The following is an 18,379-nucleotide window of genomic DNA, read 5'->3' as shown; positions in this document are numbered from 1 at the left end:
ATTTGGTCCCGCAAAGTTAATACGGGATGCTCAATTTCCGATAAATAAAGCCAAGCAGCCAGGCCGGCCCGATCAGTAGGAACTGCAGATCCTTCAGGAAAGACGGTTTCTTGCCCTCTACCTTATGCCCGTAGAACTGCCCTATCCAGGCTACAACAAACACAGCCAAACATATCAGCCACAGAGGTGTGTCAGTGGCGGCATCTACTATTTTTACTGCCCAAAGCATAAGCAAGCATACCATAGCCATGCCCAGAAACATAGTGAATGATAGCCGCAGGTAAAAAAGCAGACCAAGAAGTATAACTATCGTCCCGAAATGAATGTATGGCTGTATTGGTGCCGGAAACGGGGCCTTGAGTGCACCGCTCGGTATACTTGCCAGCAAACCTATAATACTGAAGAAGATTAGTGGCACACAGATCCAATGGATCAGTTTGTTTGTGTGGTTCTGATGGCTTTGCCCATACTCATTAAACCACTGCTGCATTGATTTCATTCTTCTCTTTAAATTAGAGGTGATGTACAAGGAGAAATATACTTATTTTTAGCTAAATTGCTTAAGTTTTCCGCTCTAAATTGTATCTTTTGTTGGTTTAGGAGGTAAAGAAAACGCTACCAGAACCGCCGATTTTTTAATTTTGTGACCAGGGGAATTTTTCCTCTCTAATGAATCTTTATTGTCTGGAAATTCTTTTTTTATACTGAATCTGCTCCAGAGCACTTAATTTATACTTATGAAAGCCACCAAGCTGGTACTGTTCGTAAAAGATTACTTTATCGCCATTTTCTCTTTCCTGCTAATTTTCCTGCTTACCCTTTTTATTTACTTTGAAACCAAGCGTAAGGCAGAAGATCGTAGCGAGAAACTCTTTAGCGTTAGAGCAGACCAGGCTACCCAGGACATCCATAGGCGTATGCAGGATCATATCCAGATACTGCTTGGTGCAAAGGCATTGTTTATCTCTTCCGATACTGTGGAGCGCCGTGCATGGCGCCAATACTACGAAACCTTAGACCTGGAGAAGAATTACCCGGGTATACAAGGCCTTGGCTACGCCTATTTTATACAACCTGAAAATCTGGCAGCCCACGAGCAAAAGATACGCGCAGAAGGATACCCGGACTACAAAGTTTACCCGGAGGGCAAGCGGTTTAGCTATACTTCCATTATTTATTTAGAGCCCTTTGCTGGCAGAAACCTTCGTGCCTTTGGGTTTGATATGTACAGCGAGCCCACGCGCCAGTCGGCAATGCGCATAGCACGCGATACTAAACAGCCAACGATGTCGGGCAAGGTACGCCTGGTGCAGGAAAACGGAAGAGACGAACAGTCCGGATTCCTGATTTACTTGCCAATTTACAGAGGAGCAGGAAGCCCGGAGTCTATAAAAGAAAGGCAGAAAAACATAAAAGGCTTTGTGTATAGCCCCTACCGTGCAAAAGATGTATTCACCTCTATCTTAGGCAATGATTACAAGGATATAGACATTGAAGTTTACGACGGCACCAGCCTGAGCAAGGAATCATTGCTTTTTGGTACCGATACCACCCTCTATTATAATGCGGAAGGCGACAGGCGCTTTAGCAAACTAAATACACTGAGCATAGCTAATAACACTTGGCGCATTTATGTAACGGCTAAACCTGAGTTTGGACGGTCAGCCGATACAGAGCTGCCAAAATTCATACTTTTAGGCGGAGGCATCATCAGTCTTTTGATGTTCTTCATTATTTGGTCGCTGTCTAACACCCGCCGCTCTAACCGTCTGAAGCAAACCATTACCGACAACGCTACTGCAGCCTTGTTTATCATAGATACGGAGGGTTACTGCACTTTCATGAACCCGGCTGCTGAGGAAATGACGGGATATAAGCTGGAGGAGATGCAGGATAAAACATTGCACGATGTTATTCACTACAAACGCCCCGACGGCACACCGCTTCCGGTTAACGAATGCTCTATAAGAGTGGCCTTAACCGAAAAGAAGCAGCTGCGCAACCACGAAGATGTATTTATCAGGAAAAACGGTTCTTACTTCGACGTTGCTTGTGCAGTACAGCCTATTATAGAAGGCGGTAGCGTAAGCTATACGATTATTGAGGTGCGCGATATTACAGAAGAAAAACGTGCCCAGCGCGCTATACTTGAAAGTGAGGCACGCTTCAGAACGATGGCTGACAGTGCTCCTGTAATAATCAAGGTGCGCGATGCCGAAGGCAAGTTCCGGTATGTGAACAAGCAGTGGATGGACTTTACCGGCCTGAGCTTTGAAGACACCATGAGCATTACCTGGAGAGACGTGGCGCACCCGGACGATGTGAAGAGCATCAGCCATAAATTTGAGAAAGGCCTGGAAACGCGTACAGCCTTTAGAGTGGAGTTTAGGATGCGCCGCTTTGATGGAGTGTACCGTTGGGTGGTACTTACCGATACGCCGCGTTTCGGGGCTAATGGTGAATTCCTGGGCTTTATAGGCTCTGTGATTGATATTACCGAGATGAAGGAGGCAGAGCGTAAAGTGAAGCAGAATGCCGAGCTGTTGCAGAAGTTGTTCCTGGAGGTGCCTGCCGTGGTAGGCTTGGTGCGTGCCCCCGATTACCAGTATGTGCTGGCCAACTCGCAGTACCGCAGGCTGTATGGCAACCGACCATTGGTAGGCAAAACTATCTTTGAGGCGCATACAGAGCTAGAGGGGGAAGGCTTCTTTAAAAGGATAGAGGAAGTATTTAACTCAGGTAAGCCTTTTATCGGTAACGAAGTGGCTGCAACCATAGAAGACAGCCGAGGCAAGCATAACGCGTACTTTAACCTGGTTTACCAGCCGCTCATCGATGCGAACAATAAAATAGAGGCCGTGCTGGTGTTTGCCGTTGAGGTAACCGAGCTTGTTAAAGCACGGCAGGCACTCCTGCTAACCAACGACGAGCTAAGCCACAAAAACAAAGAGCTTCAGCGCATCAACAACGACCTGGATAACTTTGTATATACTGCCTCTCATGACCTAAAGTCACCGATTGCGAACATGGAGGGGCTGGCTGCCTTGCTGCGCGAAGAACTACAGGAAAAGCTGGACGAAAGCGACCTGCAGGTGCTGGACATGGTACAAGGCTCCATCAATAAACTAAAAGGAACCATCGCCGACCTGGCAGAGATAACCAAAGTACAGAAAGAACTGGATTCAGCAGTGGAGCCGCTCTCTTTTGAGGCAGCCTTGCAAGATGTAACGGTTGATATAGAAGGTTTAATAAAGGCCTCTGATGCCGAAATAAACACAGACCTGCAGGTAAAGGACCTGTTATATGCACGCAAAAACCTGCGAAGTATACTTTATAACCTTGTTTCCAATGCCATCAAGTATAAATCGCCGGACCGCAAACCTAAGATCAATGTCAAGACCTATCAGCAAAACGGCTTTGTGGTGCTGGAAGTACAGGACAACGGCTTGGGCATACGCAAAGAGCAGCAGCATAAACTGTTTACGATGTTTAAGCGCCTGCACAGCCACGTAGAGGGCACCGGCATCGGGTTGTACATTGTGAAGCGCATTATTGAGAACAACGGCGGCCGCATAGAAGTAGACAGCGATCTGGGCAAGGGTACTACGTTTAAAGTATATTTTAAGCAGGAGCCTATTTCTGCCGCTATCATTAAAGCGTAATAGCGGCAGATACTTGGTAATTACTTATTATAGCTCTCATGTCGTCATTTTCGTTGTTGTAGAAATCTTTGCTATAGCGTAGCTCCAGAATTAGAGCCTTTTTATCGCTTAAGGAATACTGCAAACCTGCGCCTCCTAAGTATCCCACTGACCGGTTAGCATCATTATAATCCTTGGCATTTACCTGCCCTGTTTCATAAGTGGTGGTTTTCTTTATATTATTAGATAGGAGAAAGCTTATACTTGGTCCAGCATTCACAATTGGTTGTATCCTATTCGCTCTAAAAGTATACTTAAGCAGAAGAGGCACCTGCAACTGCGTGGTCTTGTAAGTAAATGTATTTTTGTAGTCAAGAGCAATCGGGTGCTGGTATTCGTACACACTTTCAAAATTATATTGGGTATATAAAATTTCTGGCTGAACAGATAATCTTTTCCCTGCCATGTGAATGTTCAGGAATATGCCTCCAAAAAGTTTATTGTCTCTGTTAAAGCTATCACTAACATCAGATAAATCAGAGTCGAGCTGTAAATTAGAGCTTGAAAGTAATGCTCTGAAACCATAGGATATACTAATTTTCGATTGATTAAGGTATACCTTGCTTTCCTGTCCAATGTACTTACATGCGCTATACTTCTGCACAAAATCAGCAAGGCTTAAAGCAGTATATCTTGGTAGATTATTAAGTGAACCCTGATAAGAGCTTTGAAGAATGTCACAGTCACTGGCAACTGAAGAAACAGTTCCCTTATAATAGGCTTTATAAAGCTGAATAACTGGAGAATTGGGCTTCTGTAAATAAAACTCTACCCCTTCTTCTATGCCACTGCCACTATAAAGCTTAACAGGTCCATCAACAACTAACCTCAGGAAAACCGTCTTGTCCGCGCTGCCGACTGTCACTTCTTTTGATTCGAATCGGATGCTGTCTTCTACGCCATAGCCTTTTATATCTGCGGCCTGGTAAGTGCGAAAATTGCCAGGCTCTCCAAACTGTATAGATGTAACCGTTTTTGTAGCACTCTCTCTTATTAACTGTCCTCTAAGTGTATCTGAGGCGGCAGTAACAATGTAGGCATTCGGTATGCTTTTCTGAGCTTGAGCAGCAACGCCTGTAAGTATCAAAGCAAAAATAAGTATGGCAGTGTGTAAAGTTTGTTTCATGTAAATTAAATAAACGTTATAAATATAAATATATAGATTTTATGTACATAAGACTGCAGTGTATCAGCTAAGAAGAAAATTTAAGCTATATCAATTCGAAATATGTAACTTTAAGGTATGCAGCAAAAGAAAAAATCATAAAATTAATTGGATAAATTAGCTGAAAAAACTGATTCTTCTGCTGCTGAATTTTGTTCCAATAGGCTGGTTAATTTGTCTGGCAACGAACATCAAAAACACGAACAACTAAATTAAATGGCCAAAATAAAAACATCCTACTTCTGCCAGAACTGTGGCGCCCAATCAGCTAAATGGATAGGCAAATGCTCTGCCTGCGGCGAATGGAACACCTATGTAGAGGAGGTAGTCCAGCGTGAAGAAATCACCCCAACCAGCGTTTGGAAAGTAGGCAGCAGTTCGGCACAAGTATCAAACAAACCAAAGCCAATTGCAGATATCAGTTACCAGGAGCAGCACCGCATCATGACGCAGGACCAAGAGCTGAACCGTGTGCTGGGCGGTGGCATTGTGCCGGGCTCTATGGTTTTGATTGGCGGAGAGCCAGGTATTGGTAAGTCTACGCTGATGCTGCAGATTGCTCTTAGCCTGAGCGGGCTGCGGGTATTGTATGTAAGCGGCGAGGAAAGCGAACAGCAGATAAAAATGCGAGCAGAACGTTTAATGGCCCAGACCTCCGACTGCTTTATACTTACCGAGACTGGCACGCAGAACATTTTCAAACAGATAGAGCAGCTGCGCCCGCAGGTGCTGGTAATAGACTCTATCCAAACCCTCCATTCCTCTTTTATAGAAGCGGGTGCCGGTAGCGTGAGCCAAGTACGCGAATGTACTGCCGAACTGCTGAAGTTTGCCAAAGAGAGCGGTACGCCTGTTTTTCTAATCGGGCACATTACAAAAGAAGGCAATCTGGCTGGTCCTAAGATACTGGAGCACATGGTAGATACGGTGCTAACTTTTGAAGGCGACCGCCACATGACCTACCGTATACTTCGCACCACTAAAAACCGCTTTGGCTCTACTTCTGAACTGGGCATTTACGAGATGCTGGGCTCTGGCTTGCGTGAGGTAAGTAACCCATCTGAGATATTGATCTCGCAGCGTGAGGATGCTTTTAGCGGCATAAGTATAGGTGCCACGCTGGAAGGCAACAGGCCGTTGCTGATAGAAGTGCAGAGCCTGGTTAGTCCTGCCACGTACGGCACGCCGCAGCGTACCAGCACCGGTTTCGATGCCAAGCGCCTGAACATGCTGCTGGCTGTACTTGAAAAGCGAGGCGGCTACAAGCTAGGCACCCAGGACGTGTTCCTGAACATTGCCGGCGGCTTAAAAGTAGAAGACCCTGCCTTGGACTTAGCTGTGTGTGCCTCTATACTTTCTTCTTTCGAGGATATGGCTATACCAAGCACTTCATGCTTTGCCGCAGAGGTGGGTTTGGGTGGCGAGATACGTGCTGTAAACCGCGTTGAGAACCGTATCAGCGAGGCCGAAAAGCTAGGCTTCAAAGACATCTACATCTCCAAGTATAACAAGAAGGGCGTTGACTTTAGCAAGTTCTCCATCAACATTCATCCGTTTGGCAGATTAGAAGATGTGTTCAGCAGCCTGTTTGGCTAAGGTATTTTGTGTTTAGCAAAGGTATAGTTTGCAGATTCTGACATTTTGCAGAAATTGCACGCCTTCCGGAATTTTATACTTTGATAAAGCTGTTGGTGATGCTATGTGTGCAGCAGCAGCCAAAGCCAACTGGTAAACAACAGGTTAAAGTATAACTGATACCGGATGCTGCTGCAACTGTATTAACCTTTCCTATACCTTTTTATGAAACACAAACCAATACTCCTGGCGCTGGCGCTTTTGCTGCAGGTACAAGCTGTTTTTGCGCAGGGCAAAGCCATTATCACGGGTAAGATCTCTAACCCATTATCAGACGAAATTGTAGTTGCCACCACTCCTAACCCGCTAATACCGGAAGAGGTACAGACGGCTGTACAGCTAAAAGGTGGAAGCTTCAGGTTAGAAGTGCCGGTAAACGGGGCCATTGTAGCAGAACTGCTGCACGGCGAAGAAGTGGTGCCAGTTTACCTGGAGCCCGGTTATGAGCTAAACCTGGCTTTTAACGGTGATAAGTTTCTGAAGACGCTAAAGTTCGAGGGCAAAGGTGCCAACGAGAACAATTACCTGGTGCAGTATACGCGCCGTTTCGAGGAGGTGGAAGAATATCAGGTAATGCCCGACAATATCAAACTAACTGAAAAGGAGTTTACAGCCTTCCTGGATTACCGCAAAAAAGACCAGCTAAAAAACCTGGAGAAGTATACAACCAAAAGCCCGGTATCGGATAAGTTTAGAAAGTTTGCCTTGGCCGAGATCAACTTCGGTTACGCAAATGATAAGATCACTTACCATAGCCTGCGCGAAAATGTACTTATGACCACAAGGTTACAGAAGCCTTCGGCAGAGTTTTATACTTTCCTGAAAGAGCTGGACCTGCAAAGCCAGGAAAACCTGCTTAGCTACACGTTTACTACCTTCCTGCGCAACTACGCCAAGTATAATGCAAACGAGGCTGGCCTAAAGGAAAGCGACAAAGCTTACTTTAAAACGGCTTACTCTTCTATCGTTGAAAAATTGCAGGGGCAGGTTAAAGCAGTAGCACAGGCAGATATACTAAAGCAGTCTATACAACAGGGGCATCTGAAGTACACAACCGAAATGCTGCAGGACTTTAAATCGATCAATAAAAACCCTGAGTTGGAGGCATACTTTACAAAGCTTTACAACGAGAACAAGGAGTTCGCCATCGGCAGCCCCGCACCGGATTTTCAGTTGAAGGATGTAAACGGTGCGGCAGTTTCGCTGAGCGATTTTAAAGGAAAGCTGGTATACCTTAACTTCTGGAGCACCATCTGTGGACTTTGCATGGTAGAGATGCCGAACATGCAGCAGCTTACCGAGCAGCTAAAAGGCAAGAATGTGGTATTCTTAAACGTAGGTTTGGATGAAGATGAAGCTAAATGGAAAATCACGGTAACAGGAAGAAAGCTACAGGGTGTGCATCTATACTTAAAAGGCATGGATGCTGAACTGGTGAAGCGCTACAATCTGAAGGACATTCCGGCTTACTTCATGATTGACGAAGAGGGAAACTTTATAAGTATAAAACCGCGCAGACCCACAGACAGAGAAACCGCCAACGATATCTTAAAGCATATAAACGAGGGGCAGGCATCGGCTAAGTAATCTTTTGCAGATGCTCCCATAAAAGCCGCCTGGTGCTAAAATGTGCCAGACGGCTTTTTTATATCCGCTTTTGAAAGTATAAAGTCATCTTTTGCCGCTCAATAACCGTTCATACTATAGATGCGTACTTAATTTCTACCCTTTATTACACCGGAAATAAAGAAACGACATCAAGTTAGATCTTATACTAAACTAAAATAAACTATGGCATTGATTAATAAAAATGACATTGAGAAACTGCTGAACGTGCAGAACAATACAAAAAATGCACTGTGCATTTCTATCTTCATACCTACCCATCGCGCTGGTCAGCAAACCCTTAATGGCCAAGACAATATTTTATTTAAAAATAAAGTAAAAGAAGCCAGAGCCCTGCTGGCCAGGCACGACGTACCAGAAGCCGAAATAGAGGAATACATGAAGCCAGCCGAAGTGCTGCTAAACGATACAAACTTCTGGCGCCACCAGTCTGAAGGCCTTGCCGTTTTTATCACAAAAGGCTTTGCGCAGCATTACACACTGCCCATCGAGATGCCGGATGTAGTGTATGTGCTGGACCAGTTTTACATTACACCTATACTACCTATACTTAGCCAAAATGGCCGCTTCTTTATACTTTGCCTATACCGCGAAAAGGTGGGCTTTTATGAGGCGACTATTGACAAGATCAGGTCAATTGATGTAAGTTCTTTTGTGCCTGAGACGATGAGCAAAGCCCTTAAGTTTGATGTAAAAGGAAACGACCAGGATTTTACCCACTCTACCACAACTGTTAACGGCTCAAACATTGTGCATGGCCCGGGGTCAACGAAAGGCGACGAGGAGCATGAGCGTGTGCGGGAGTTTGTGATAGAGATAGACAACAGTCTGCAGAAAATACTGCACGATTCGCACGAGCCACTGGTGCTTGCCGGCGTAGATCACTACTGCAGCCTTTATAAGAGCCACAGCAAGTATAAAAACATTGTGCCGCAGAACATTAACATAAACGAGAACAGCGATGTATTCAATATGCAGGCCCTGCACGAGAAAGCGCTAAAAGTAGTGAAGCCTATCATGCAGCAGAGCCACACCGACTCGCTTAACCGCTACCAGAACGTGGCTGGCACCGGAGTAACATCCGAAGACATTGCCACCGTGGCCGCAGAGGCAGTGCATGGACGCGTTGATACCTTGTTCATCTCTCCAAGTGAGCCTGTTTGGGGCAGCTATGATGCGGCAAGTGCAACAGCAGTTGTGCACAACGAGTACCAGCGCGGCGACCACGACCTTGTAAACCTGGCGGCTATCAAAACTATTGCCCAGGGTGGTAAAGTGTTTGTAAACAGTTACAACGGCCTTAACGAGGTAAGTGAAAGCCAAGGTAATGTAAAGGCGTTGTTCAGGTACTAAAATCAATCAGTTTTGGCACTTAAAGCCAGAAACCATAACTTAGAGGAGCAGCCACACCGGCTGCTCCTTTGTTTTGTAATTTTTCTACTGTGCTATACTTTTAGCCAAACAACCACATGAAGCTGCACCTGACCGACGGGTTTAACTTTTTATCTAAGCTTACTCCGCTACGGGCATTTAATGCGCTACAGGTAATAAGCAGCTATATAGTTGCTAAAGTAACAGGCAAGGCAGTGCACTGGGGCTACCCATTGAGTATATCACTGGAGCCCACCACCTCCTGCAACCTGCGCTGCCCCGAGTGCCCTAGCGGCTTACGCTCTTTTACCCGGCCCACCGGTATGCTGCAGGATGAACTCTTTAAAAGCACCATAGACCAGCTGCACAAACGGTTGCTTTACCTCATTTTTTATTTTCAGGGCGAGCCGTACCTGCACAAAAGTTTTCTGGAGTTGGTAAAGTATGCCTCTGGCAAAGGCATTTACACGGCTACTTCTACTAATGCCCACTATTTAGATGACGATACTGCCCGCAAAACAGTGGAATCCGGCTTGGACCGGTTGATCGTATCTATTGACGGTACCACGCAGGAAACTTACGCTGCTTATCGTATTGGCGGAAAGCTGGATAAAGTGCTGGAAGGAGCCCGAAACGTGCTGAAGTGGAAAAAAGAACTGAAATCTAAAACTCCGCACGTGATGTTCCAGTTTTTGGTGGTGAAGCCAAACGAGCACCAGCTACAGGACGTACAGCAACTGGCGCAGGAACTTGGCGTAGACGAAGTCGTATTTAAAACGGCACAAATCTATGACTACGAACTAGGCTCACCGCTTATACCTACCATAGATTATTACTCCAGGTACAAAAACAACGGCGATGGCAGCTATGTTATCAAAAATAAACTGCTGAACCACTGCTGGAAAATGTGGCACTCGTGCGTGATAACTTGGGACGGACTGGTAGTGCCCTGCTGCTTTGATAAGGATGCAGAATACAGGTTAGGCGACCTGAAGAGCAATAGTTTTAGGCAAGTATGGCGCGGGCCAAAGTATGGCAGCTTCAGGCAAACGCTGTTAGGCTCACGCTCCGAAATAGAAATGTGCAGAAACTGCACCGAGGGTACCAAAGTATGGGCCTGAGATAAATGCAACATCAGCTTATCGTATGAAAGACATCAACAATGCCCTGGAGCTGCTGCTCGATAAACTTCAGGTTTGGGGAAATCAGGTAATATTGCTGCTACCGAACATCTTTGTAGCTATTATCCTGCTCATCCTTACTTTTTACATTGCCAGGATGATCCGCAACGGCCTGGATAATGTTATCAGCCGCTTTTCCCATAGTAATGCTCTAAACAACCTTATCTCTACCCTGCTTTACCTTTCGTTGCTTTTGCTCGGATTCTTTGTTGTGCTTTGGGTGCTCAAGCTAGATAAAGTTGTAATCTCCCTTTTAGCCGGTGTGGGTATCTTGGGTTTGGCTTTAGGTTTTGCCTTTCAGGATATTGCCGCCAATTTTATATCAGGTGTCATCATTGCCGTGCAAAAGCCATTCGGTGTAGGTGATATGATCGAGACAAATGAATATTTTGGGGTGATTGAGCGCATTACGCTACGCACTGTGGATATCCGGAAGCCAACCGGAGAGTTGGTAAAGCTGCCCAACAAAATGGTGTTCGAAAACCCGGTCACGAACCTCTCGTTTCATGGCACCCGGCGAGTGGATGTGGAGGTCGGTGTGTCCTATGCAGAGGATCTGGAGCGTGTACAGACGATAGTAATCGATGCGCTGGAGAATGTAAAAAACCGCGTAAAAAACCGCGACATTGAAGTGATGTACGATGCCTTCGGGGATAGCTCGATCAATTTTAAAGCACGTTTCTGGGTAAGCTACAGCCGCCAGGTAGATTATGTAGGAGCGAAAAGCGACGCCATCATCCGCATCAAAAAGGCGTTTGATGCAAACAATATTGTTATTCCATTCCCTATTCGTACGCTGGATTTCGCAATAAAAGGCGGCGACAGGTTAAGTGATGAACTGCAAAGTATAAAAAGTATAAATGGCGCTGGTTCAGAAAGCCAGCAGCAAGAAAGCAATAAAGGATAGTAAGTATTTATAACAACAGAGAGGGCCGATATCGCATCGGCCCTCTCTGTTGTTACTTGTCTTTTTTATCGAGGTTTTTTCCAAGGTCTTCTACCTGCTTCAGAAAGTTGTCTACGCCTTCATCGGCATAGGGGCCGTAGGAGTTAGATAACGTTCCTTTAAGGCCGGTAGTGGTCTCCAGCGCGTAAAGTATAGACATATCGTCCGGATCGCTTTCTCCTTCAAATCTATAGAAATCTACGATGCGCACTTGCTCTGGCCCAAACATGTCTTTTTCTTCCATAGTGCAAAGTCTGCCGTCGCCGGAAACTTTAAAATCATACTTGTAGCCGTCTTTGCGTAGTCGGTTTAGTACGTTTACAAGGGATCTTTCTTCAACTTTATCTTGCATAGCATTACAATGGTTTATGTTCTATCCGTAAGTATAGAACTATACGCAAAAACAAAGTTTAGATACGGGTATTGTGATTATTAATGAATAACGGCTGATGAAGAGTATTTGTGAGAATTGACTATAACTCGTTCACCATTACTGGCGATTCACTGATTTTTCGAGGTCTTTCTGGATCTTTTTGAAGTCGATGGTAGAGCAGGCGCCACAGCTTTTGGCGCAGCCGCTCTTAGCCGCAAAGCTGCGATACAACATACGGCCCATGTACAAAGCCGCAGCTATAAAAACGAGAAGGATGATGAGTTCCTGTACCATACGCTACTATCAACTACACAAAAGTATAAAAAGTTTAAGCATCGGTGCCTTTCCAATGTTCGGCAATTGTATCGAGCATTTCCTGATGGATGCGGCTGTTGCTGGCTACAATCTCACGACCAAAAATATAGTCACCGCCTTCAGAAAACTTAGACACCTTACCACCTGCTTCCCGCACTATAATGGCCCCTCCGGCTACATCCCATGCATTCAGGTTGTACTCAAAAAAGCCTTCAAACCTGCCTATTGCTACATACGCTAAGTCAAGGGCGGCAGAACCCAGCCGACGCACACCGTGCGATCTACCCATAAAGCTGCCCAGCACCTGCAGGTACTGCTGTGTGAGGCCAAAGTCGTAGTATGGGAAACCGGTTGCAATAAGTGAATCTTTAAGTGCCGGCGCCTCCGATACGTTTATTTGCTTATCATTACAGAAAGCGCCTCCTCCTTTATAGGCCCAGAAGCATTCATCGCGATTAGGTTCATATACTACGCCCAGCACCACTTCATCGCCGTCCATTAGGCCCACGCTAACAGAGTAAGCGGGCAAGCCATGGGTAAAATTGGTGGTGCCGTCTAGCGGGTCTACCACCCAGTTGTAGCGGTCGCCTTTCGTATTATCTGTTTCCTCTTCCGTTATAAAGCCGGCCTCTGGCAGCAGTGTTCTCAAGCCTTTTACTAGTTGCTCTTCTGCCTCCTTATCTACATACGATACCAGATTGTTAAAACCTTTCATCTCAACTTTGGAAACGTCAAAGTTCTCGCATTCGTGCTTCAAAAAAGCGCCTACGCTACGGGCAAGTATGTTCAGGTTCTGGCTTAGCTGGTTCAGGTTCATAGTTGGTGGGTTATACTTTGGCAGCTACTAATTCTTTCTTTTTCTCAAACCATGCAATATACTCGGCACGCAGGAACAAGGTTAGTCCCAGTGGTATAAAGGCAGCATGAGGCTCTTGGGGTAACAGCCACCAAGAGATGGTAAGTATACCGGTTATCAGCCCGGTTATGGCCATATACTTAGCTGCCCAGGCCGGTACTACTTTTCTGCCAATATAAATTGCAGCTATAGCGTGTGTAGGTATGGCCCACAGCAGGTTAAAGTTATAAGCGGTTGCCTGGTGGTCTGTAGCAAACCATAGCAGCAGCATTACAATACCCAGCAATCCAGCTGCGAAGAAAAGTATAAAGTCTAATGTGCGGGAGCGGCGGTTATTCTTCAGATTAAGCAGCGTTACTGCAGCTACCACTACAAAAAGAATCCAGCAAAGTATGGTTGGGATAAATAGTGAAAATGGTTGCTCGGCTGGCGGCTGCTGCACAAACACTGTCACAGGCTTGCCAGTTAACTGCACTGCCTGCCCGTTTTGCTCAATGGTGGCATTGGCAAAGCCTTGCGATAGGTAATCCGGCAGGAACATGTACTCATACGGAGTAGCCTCTTTATCAATTCTAGCTCCTAAGGCAATGTCAATTCCAAAATCTCCCCATGGCTGCGGTGGCAAGTATAAATCAATTAGGTTTCTAAAGCTGTAGTCTTTGTCCAGATGATCGATGTTATACTTTATCTGGTCCGGGAAAGTAGCTTCCAGTCCGTCGCGGATGCGGGTGGCGCAATTGTCGAAGAAGAAATCGTAAAGATAAAAGCGGTTTGCTGGCAAGTAATTGTTTGTTAAAAAAAGCCAGTACTTCTGCTTCTGCTCAGGCGTAAGGTTCAGTTCCTGCTCAAATACGGAGCGGTTGTCTTGGGCGTAGCTGTATACAAAGTCGCTAAAATGCGCTGCCGACAATTTGTAGTTTAGTTTTCCTCTGGCAAACTTGAGGTAGAAATTAGGCTCGTTAAAGTCGAAGGTGCCATAATTGAAAATCACATCCATGCCGAGCGTTGGGTCCTGCACCCGCACGGCGCTATGGCCGAACACGGCATACAGATCATCGCCGCTGGAGCAGGTAATCAGGCTTATCTTTGCATCCGGAGTTATCTGTACTCCCTCAAACTGAGCCCTTGCCTGTACTGTAAAGCACGCCAGCAGGAATAGCAGGCTTATTTTCTTTAGATAATTTTTCATATGTTATTCGGCACTTGTTGCTTTGCCTGACTTCTCTCCTGCTACTACTAGTACAAACTCCCCTTTAATGGCTTTGGTGGTGAAAATTTCGACAAGCTCATCGAGGGTGCCATTTATAGTTTCTTCAAACATTTTGGAGATTTCACGTGAAACAGAGGCCATGCGATCTCCTCCAAAGTACTCTTTAAATTGCGTCAGCGTCTTCAGAAGGCGGTGCGGCGATTCATAAAAGATCATAGTTCTTTCTTCGGAAGCCAGGCTCTGCAGGCGTGTCTGGCGTCCCTTCTTTATGGGCAGAAACCCCTCAAACGTAAACCTGTCGGTGCTAAAGCCAGACTTAACCAGTGCAGGAACGAAAGCAGTGGCACCCGGTAAACACTCTACCTTTAGGTCATTTTTCAGACATTCACGCACTAAGAAAAAACCAGGGTCTGAAATGCCCGGTGTACCAGCATCCGATATCAAGGCCATTACCTCCCCTGCTTTCAGGCGATCGATTAAATGTGCTGTGGCTTTGTGCTCGTTGTGAAGATGGTGGCTGTGCATGCGTTTTTCAATACCCAAATGCTGCAACAGTTTTCCACTGGTGCGCGTGTCCTCGGCAAGTATAACGTCTACCTCCTTCAGCACACGAATAGCCCTTAATGTAATATCCTCCAGGTTGCCAATAGGCGTTGGCACCAAGTATAAATTAGTTTTCTCAGGTTCCTGCATACTTCAAAGATACTACAATCAACTATTTTTTGTGTTGTCGTAGATCTGATCAATTTTTTGGGCTAACTCATAGTCTTTCTCAGTTACGGTGTTGCCGGCATCGTGAGTTGTTAGCTCAATTTCAATTTTGTTATACACGTTGCTCCACCACGGGTGGTGGTTTATCTCTTCAGCCACATCGGCTACCTGGTTCATAAATGCCATTGCTGCTTTAAAGTCCTTAAACTCTAAGGTGCGCTTTAGCTTGTTGTCTTCTTCTCTCCACATAATTTATACTAGTATAAAATCTGTTTTACTTCATTGGCAGCCTCACTGTGCAGCACTTATACTTTGACTTTCCTGTAACAACGCATCCAGAAAAACAGGCGTATAGGCTAAGGCAGTAATTATACTATAAAGCTATGAAAACTATGAGTAAAAAACCTAAATCGGTACCGCCGCAGGAGCAGAAAGACCAGCCCGGGGATGAATATAAAATGACGCCACAGCCGGAGTACATCCGTGAAGGTTACCAAGGCAGCGCCAAATTGAAAGGTAAGGTAGCCCTGATAACAGGAGGTGACAGTGGAATTGGACGTGCCGTTGCAGTTCATTTCGCCCGTGAAGGCGCAGATATAGCCATCGTATACTTGGATGAAAAGAAAGATGCTGATGATACCAAGCAACTAATCGAAAAAGAAGGCCGCAAATGCGTAACGATCTCCGGTGACATAGGTGATGAAGCCTTTTGTAAGAAAGCAGTAACGCAAACAGTAAAAGAACTTGGCAAGCTAGACATACTTGTGAACAATGCGGCAGAGCAGCACGAGCAGCAGGACCTGAAAGACATAAAAAAAGAGCAACTGAAGAAGACGTTTGAGACTAATATCTTCAGCATGTTTTATATGACGAAGGCCGCACTGGAGCACCTAAAAGAAGGCAGCTGCATTGTAAACACTACCTCTGTTACCTCCTATCGCGGTAGCCATCACCTCATGGACTATGCCTCCACTAAAGGTGCCATTACATCCTTTACTAGATCACTAGCTCAGAACTTGGCAGAGCAAAAAATACGCGTAAATGCTGTTGCCCCTGGCCCCATCTGGACGCCGCTTATTCCCGCCTCTTTCGATGCGAAAAAGGTAAAGGAGTTTGGCAGTAACGTGCCGCTTAAACGTCCGGGGCAGCCCTCAGAAGTTGCTCCTGCCTATGTCCTTTTAGCCTCAGAAGATGGGTCTTATATTACGGGCCAGGTGATACATGTGAATGGTGGCGAACAGGTTGGGGCTTAGAAAAGAGTTAAACCATAGTGTGCTAAAAAGAGTAAAACAAGTACAGTTAACGCCTGAAAAGGCAGTAAATTAAAACAGAAGCATTATGGCTGAAAATAAAAGCAACGAAACAAGGCTGCAAGGCCAAGGACCTAATAAGCGGCCAATACGCATCATAGAAGATGATACTAGCGAGGAAGAAATGAGAGCCGGGCACATTATACCCGGAGCAGATCCGCCAAAAAACGAGCATCAGCGTGGTGGCTTCGGTAACCGCGACGGTAAAGAGGGATTTGGCAGCGACACAGCTTCAGAAGGGCCGTCTGCAACAGGTGTAAATGACTATGCCGACGACGGAACGCCACCGCCTGATAACATGCGTACTGAAGATGAAGGTCGCGGAACATAAGTATAACATTTAATTAAAGGAGGAATATCATGCCATCTTATAAGCACACACAACCAAGCTCTGAGAACAAAGGAAGACCAACAGGAAAAGGCCAGGATAAAAATGCCGGTGCAAAACCAGTAGATCCGGGCCAGACACGTGCAGAGCACCAGGACCTGAAGAAAAAACATACTACTGGTCCGGACAAAGCAGCTGGGGAAAACGTTATGAAAAATAACCCCAACAGAAATACGAACAAACCAGAGATAGATAACAATAAGTATAATTAAGATTACCTAACGCTTACGTACAAAGAATAGCACCCATTAAATCGGGTGCTATTTTTTTTTATATTTGCCTATACATCGCCTAACACCATGGCCCGATACGCGCTAACGGATATACACGGTTGCTCCCAAACATTTAAAGCAATGGTTTTGAAACAGCTCAAGTTAACCAAGACAGATGAGCTGTATATTTTAGGTGATCTAGTAAATAAAGGGCCTGATAGCAAAGGTGTGATTGATTTTATTATTCACCTTCAAAAACAGCATTACCAAGTGCTATGCCTGCGAGGTAATCATGATCAAATGCTTTTGCAAGGCTCTAAGAAAGGTGAGAAAGCCCTGAACTTAACCGCTACAGAAAAAAAGTTAACCCTGCAAAGTTTTGCTATTGATCACTTTGAGCAATTGCAAGATAAGTATGTGAGATTTATACACTCCCTCCCATTCTACCATGAGTTGCCAGACTATTTTTTAGTACACGCAGGCTTTGACTTTCATCAGTCAGATATCTTCAAGGACACAGATGCCATGTTGAACATTCGCAATTATAAAGTAGATTGGTCAAAGATAAATAATAAGCGTCTGCTACACGGGCATACACCTACACCTTTACATAATATAAAAAAAGCAACTTCTCATCAAGAAAGCAGAATTAACTTGGACGCAGGGTGTGTATACTACAGAAATGCTGCCTTCGGTAATCTTGTTGCACTTGACCTTGATTCTCAGGAATTGTTTATCCAGCATAACATAGACAGGCCTTATAAGGTGGCTCGGAAAAGTTAGCTTTGCAGCGGCATTATAAGGTAGAAGATGGTCTAATGGGTTGATTATTAACCATTACGTTTAATGGTAAAATGCATCGCAATCTAATAAGAAATTTTTTTTATAAGATACCTTGGTGTTGAACTTCTTAAAGGCGCCTTTTTTAAAATAGTATTTCTCAAAAAGCCATTTATAGAGAGATTTAAAGGAAAACTAGTATTAAATGCATATAGATATTTATATATATGCTTTACACATTTTTATACTTAGCAGAGGCCGTTTACGAAATATTTTATTTAAAGTTGCTGAAATCAAATAAAAAATATCTTATTTTGTGAGCATTATACAAAGATCCCGAAATAAGATACATTTTTACTATAAAAACGGCTATGGCACAAATTTACGCTCACTCTCGTAAAGGCAAAGTTCTTGTAATGCTGCTGCTGAATTTTTTAATCGTTCTAGGTTCATTAACCAAGGTTCAGGCGCAGACAGCCCCCGTCATGGATTCTTTCTCTCCCCTTGCAGGCGGGCCTGTGGGGACGACAGTGACGATCAAGGGCACGGGCCTGAGCGCGGCCACCCACGTGAACCTTGGCAACGCCTGGATAGGCGCC

Annotated in this window: 19 protein-coding genes; 11 read left to right on the top strand and 8 right to left on the bottom strand. The window is 45.1% G+C overall.

What is annotated here, in order from left to right; genetic code table 11:
• Nucleotides 1-16 precede the first annotated feature (16 nt).
• Complete coding sequence (locus tag H8S84_RS14750; protein WP_187068126.1) at nt 17-499, bottom strand: Mpo1 family 2-hydroxy fatty acid dioxygenase; 483 nt, start codon at nt 497-499, stop codon at nt 17-19.
• Nucleotides 500-737: 238 nt separating this feature from the next.
• On the opposite strand from H8S84_RS14750, the gene H8S84_RS14745 reads away from it, so the two are divergent.
• Nucleotides 738-3,662 carry a CHASE domain-containing protein gene (locus H8S84_RS14745; RefSeq protein WP_187068125.1) on the top strand — a complete coding sequence of 975 codons (2,925 nt, stop codon included), beginning with the start codon at nt 738-740 and terminating at the stop codon, nt 3,660-3,662.
• On the opposite strand, the gene H8S84_RS14740 is transcribed toward H8S84_RS14745, so the two are convergent.
• Nucleotides 3,652-4,827, bottom strand: coding sequence for a porin family protein (locus H8S84_RS14740; RefSeq protein WP_187068124.1), 1,176 nt, complete (start codon nt 4,825-4,827; stop codon nt 3,652-3,654). The two genes, H8S84_RS14745 and H8S84_RS14740, sit on opposite strands and share 11 nt — an antisense overlap.
• A gap of 255 nt (nt 4,828-5,082) precedes the next feature.
• Here H8S84_RS14740 and radA point away from each other — a divergent pair, with 255 nt between their 5' ends.
• The 5 genes from radA (at nt 5,083) to H8S84_RS14715 (ending at nt 11,586) form a co-directional block, all read left to right on the top strand.
• Nucleotides 5,083-6,462 (top strand): DNA repair protein RadA, encoded by a 1,380-nt coding sequence (radA, locus tag H8S84_RS14735; protein WP_187068123.1) that lies wholly within the window; start codon nt 5,083-5,085, stop codon nt 6,460-6,462.
• A 204-nt stretch (nt 6,463-6,666) separates the two neighbouring features.
• Nucleotides 6,667-8,088 carry a TlpA family protein disulfide reductase gene (locus H8S84_RS14730; protein WP_187068122.1) on the top strand — a complete coding sequence of 474 codons (1,422 nt, stop codon included), beginning with the start codon at nt 6,667-6,669 and terminating at the stop codon, nt 8,086-8,088.
• Nucleotides 8,089-8,292: 204 nt separating this feature from the next.
• Complete coding sequence (locus H8S84_RS14725; RefSeq protein ID WP_187068121.1) at nt 8,293-9,480, top strand: baeRF3 domain-containing protein; 1,188 nt, start codon at nt 8,293-8,295, stop codon at nt 9,478-9,480.
• A gap of 116 nt (nt 9,481-9,596) precedes the next feature.
• Nucleotides 9,597-10,619, top strand: coding sequence for an SPASM domain-containing protein (locus H8S84_RS14720; protein WP_187068120.1), 1,023 nt, complete (start codon nt 9,597-9,599; stop codon nt 10,617-10,619).
• A gap of 25 nt (nt 10,620-10,644) precedes the next feature.
• The gene (locus H8S84_RS14715; protein ID WP_187068119.1) at nt 10,645-11,586 is read left to right on the top strand and encodes a mechanosensitive ion channel family protein; all 942 of its coding nucleotides are present in this window, start codon (nt 10,645-10,647) and stop codon (nt 11,584-11,586) included.
• A 52-nt stretch (nt 11,587-11,638) separates the two neighbouring features.
• Here the strand turns inward: H8S84_RS14715 and H8S84_RS14710 are convergent, their stop codons facing one another.
• The 6 genes from H8S84_RS14710 to H8S84_RS14685 all read right to left on the bottom strand — a co-directional run bounded on the left by H8S84_RS14710 (nt 11,639) and on the right by H8S84_RS14685 (nt 15,339).
• Nucleotides 11,639-11,977 carry a hypothetical protein gene (locus H8S84_RS14710; protein ID WP_187068118.1) on the bottom strand — a complete coding sequence of 113 codons (339 nt, stop codon included), beginning with the start codon at nt 11,975-11,977 and terminating at the stop codon, nt 11,639-11,641.
• Nucleotides 11,978-12,115: 138 nt separating this feature from the next.
• Nucleotides 12,116-12,292 (bottom strand): FeoB-associated Cys-rich membrane protein, encoded by a 177-nt coding sequence (locus H8S84_RS14705; protein WP_187068117.1) that lies wholly within the window; start codon nt 12,290-12,292, stop codon nt 12,116-12,118.
• A 34-nt stretch (nt 12,293-12,326) separates the two neighbouring features.
• Entirely contained in the window at nt 12,327-13,130 is an 804-nt protein-coding gene (locus H8S84_RS14700; RefSeq protein ID WP_187068116.1) for an inositol monophosphatase family protein, read from the bottom strand.
• A gap of 10 nt (nt 13,131-13,140) precedes the next feature.
• Entirely contained in the window at nt 13,141-14,358 is a 1,218-nt protein-coding gene (locus H8S84_RS14695) for an Lnb N-terminal periplasmic domain-containing protein (protein ID WP_187068115.1), read from the bottom strand.
• Nucleotides 14,359-14,361: 3 nt separating this feature from the next.
• Nucleotides 14,362-15,072, bottom strand: a complete 711-nt coding sequence (gene rsmI, locus H8S84_RS14690) for a 16S rRNA (cytidine(1402)-2'-O)-methyltransferase (RefSeq protein ID WP_187068114.1) — start codon at nt 15,070-15,072, stop codon at nt 14,362-14,364.
• 18 nt (nt 15,073-15,090) lie between these two features.
• Nucleotides 15,091-15,339 carry a 4a-hydroxytetrahydrobiopterin dehydratase gene (locus H8S84_RS14685; protein ID WP_187068113.1) on the bottom strand — a complete coding sequence of 83 codons (249 nt, stop codon included), beginning with the start codon at nt 15,337-15,339 and terminating at the stop codon, nt 15,091-15,093.
• 134 nt (nt 15,340-15,473) lie between these two features.
• Here H8S84_RS14685 and H8S84_RS14680 point away from each other — a divergent pair, with 134 nt between their 5' ends.
• From H8S84_RS14680 to H8S84_RS20005, 5 genes are all read left to right on the top strand, one after another.
• The gene (locus tag H8S84_RS14680; protein ID WP_187068112.1) at nt 15,474-16,343 is read left to right on the top strand and encodes an SDR family oxidoreductase; all 870 of its coding nucleotides are present in this window, start codon (nt 15,474-15,476) and stop codon (nt 16,341-16,343) included.
• Between the two features lie 85 nt (nt 16,344-16,428).
• Complete coding sequence (locus H8S84_RS14675) at nt 16,429-16,731, top strand: hypothetical protein (RefSeq protein WP_187068111.1); 303 nt, start codon at nt 16,429-16,431, stop codon at nt 16,729-16,731.
• 29 nt (nt 16,732-16,760) lie between these two features.
• Entirely contained in the window at nt 16,761-17,000 is a 240-nt protein-coding gene (locus tag H8S84_RS14670) for a hypothetical protein (protein WP_187068110.1), read from the top strand.
• Between the two features lie 87 nt (nt 17,001-17,087).
• Nucleotides 17,088-17,783, top strand: a complete 696-nt coding sequence (locus H8S84_RS14665; RefSeq protein WP_187068109.1) for a metallophosphoesterase — start codon at nt 17,088-17,090, stop codon at nt 17,781-17,783.
• A 368-nt stretch (nt 17,784-18,151) separates the two neighbouring features.
• Nucleotides 18,152-18,379: IPT/TIG domain-containing protein (locus H8S84_RS20005; RefSeq protein ID WP_222621669.1), on the top strand; the 228-nt coding region annotated here is incomplete at its 3' end.

The organism is Pontibacter cellulosilyticus (assembly GCF_014306105.1).
Classification (GTDB): domain Bacteria; phylum Bacteroidota; class Bacteroidia; order Cytophagales; family Hymenobacteraceae; genus Pontibacter; species Pontibacter cellulosilyticus.
The sequence above is the reverse complement of the archived record's forward strand: the minus strand, read 5'-3'. Positions and strand labels throughout refer to the sequence as shown.

What these genes read in the sequence shown, in the direction of transcription:
- H8S84_RS14700 (WP_187068116.1), bottom strand. Translation starts at nt 13,130, where the DNA reads ATGAACCTGAACCAGCTAAGCCAGAACCTGAACATACTTGCCCGTAGC.
- H8S84_RS14730 (WP_187068122.1), top strand. Translation starts at nt 6,667, where the DNA reads ATGAAACACAAACCAATACTCCTGGCGCTGGCGCTTTTGCTGCAGGTA.
- H8S84_RS14675 (WP_187068111.1), top strand. Translation starts at nt 16,429, where the DNA reads ATGGCTGAAAATAAAAGCAACGAAACAAGGCTGCAAGGCCAAGGACCT.
- radA (WP_187068123.1), top strand. Translation starts at nt 5,083, where the DNA reads ATGGCCAAAATAAAAACATCCTACTTCTGCCAGAACTGTGGCGCCCAA.
- H8S84_RS14710 (WP_187068118.1), bottom strand. Translation starts at nt 11,977, where the DNA reads ATGCAAGATAAAGTTGAAGAAAGATCCCTTGTAAACGTACTAAACCGA.
- H8S84_RS14725 (WP_187068121.1), top strand. Translation starts at nt 8,293, where the DNA reads ATGGCATTGATTAATAAAAATGACATTGAGAAACTGCTGAACGTGCAG.
- H8S84_RS14750 (WP_187068126.1), bottom strand. Translation starts at nt 499, where the DNA reads ATGAAATCAATGCAGCAGTGGTTTAATGAGTATGGGCAAAGCCATCAG.
- H8S84_RS14695 (WP_187068115.1), bottom strand. Translation starts at nt 14,358, where the DNA reads ATGAAAAATTATCTAAAGAAAATAAGCCTGCTATTCCTGCTGGCGTGC.
- H8S84_RS14670 (WP_187068110.1), top strand. Translation starts at nt 16,761, where the DNA reads ATGCCATCTTATAAGCACACACAACCAAGCTCTGAGAACAAAGGAAGA.
- H8S84_RS14715 (WP_187068119.1), top strand. Translation starts at nt 10,645, where the DNA reads ATGAAAGACATCAACAATGCCCTGGAGCTGCTGCTCGATAAACTTCAG.
- H8S84_RS14685 (WP_187068113.1), bottom strand. Translation starts at nt 15,339, where the DNA reads ATGTGGAGAGAAGAAGACAACAAGCTAAAGCGCACCTTAGAGTTTAAG.
- H8S84_RS14745 (WP_187068125.1), top strand. Translation starts at nt 738, where the DNA reads ATGAAAGCCACCAAGCTGGTACTGTTCGTAAAAGATTACTTTATCGCC.
- rsmI (WP_187068114.1), bottom strand. Translation starts at nt 15,072, where the DNA reads ATGCAGGAACCTGAGAAAACTAATTTATACTTGGTGCCAACGCCTATT.
- H8S84_RS14740 (WP_187068124.1), bottom strand. Translation starts at nt 4,827, where the DNA reads ATGAAACAAACTTTACACACTGCCATACTTATTTTTGCTTTGATACTT.
- H8S84_RS14680 (WP_187068112.1), top strand. Translation starts at nt 15,474, where the DNA reads ATGAAAACTATGAGTAAAAAACCTAAATCGGTACCGCCGCAGGAGCAG.
- H8S84_RS14705 (WP_187068117.1), bottom strand. Translation starts at nt 12,292, where the DNA reads ATGGTACAGGAACTCATCATCCTTCTCGTTTTTATAGCTGCGGCTTTG.
- H8S84_RS14720 (WP_187068120.1), top strand. Translation starts at nt 9,597, where the DNA reads ATGAAGCTGCACCTGACCGACGGGTTTAACTTTTTATCTAAGCTTACT.
- H8S84_RS14665 (WP_187068109.1), top strand. Translation starts at nt 17,088, where the DNA reads ATGGCCCGATACGCGCTAACGGATATACACGGTTGCTCCCAAACATTT.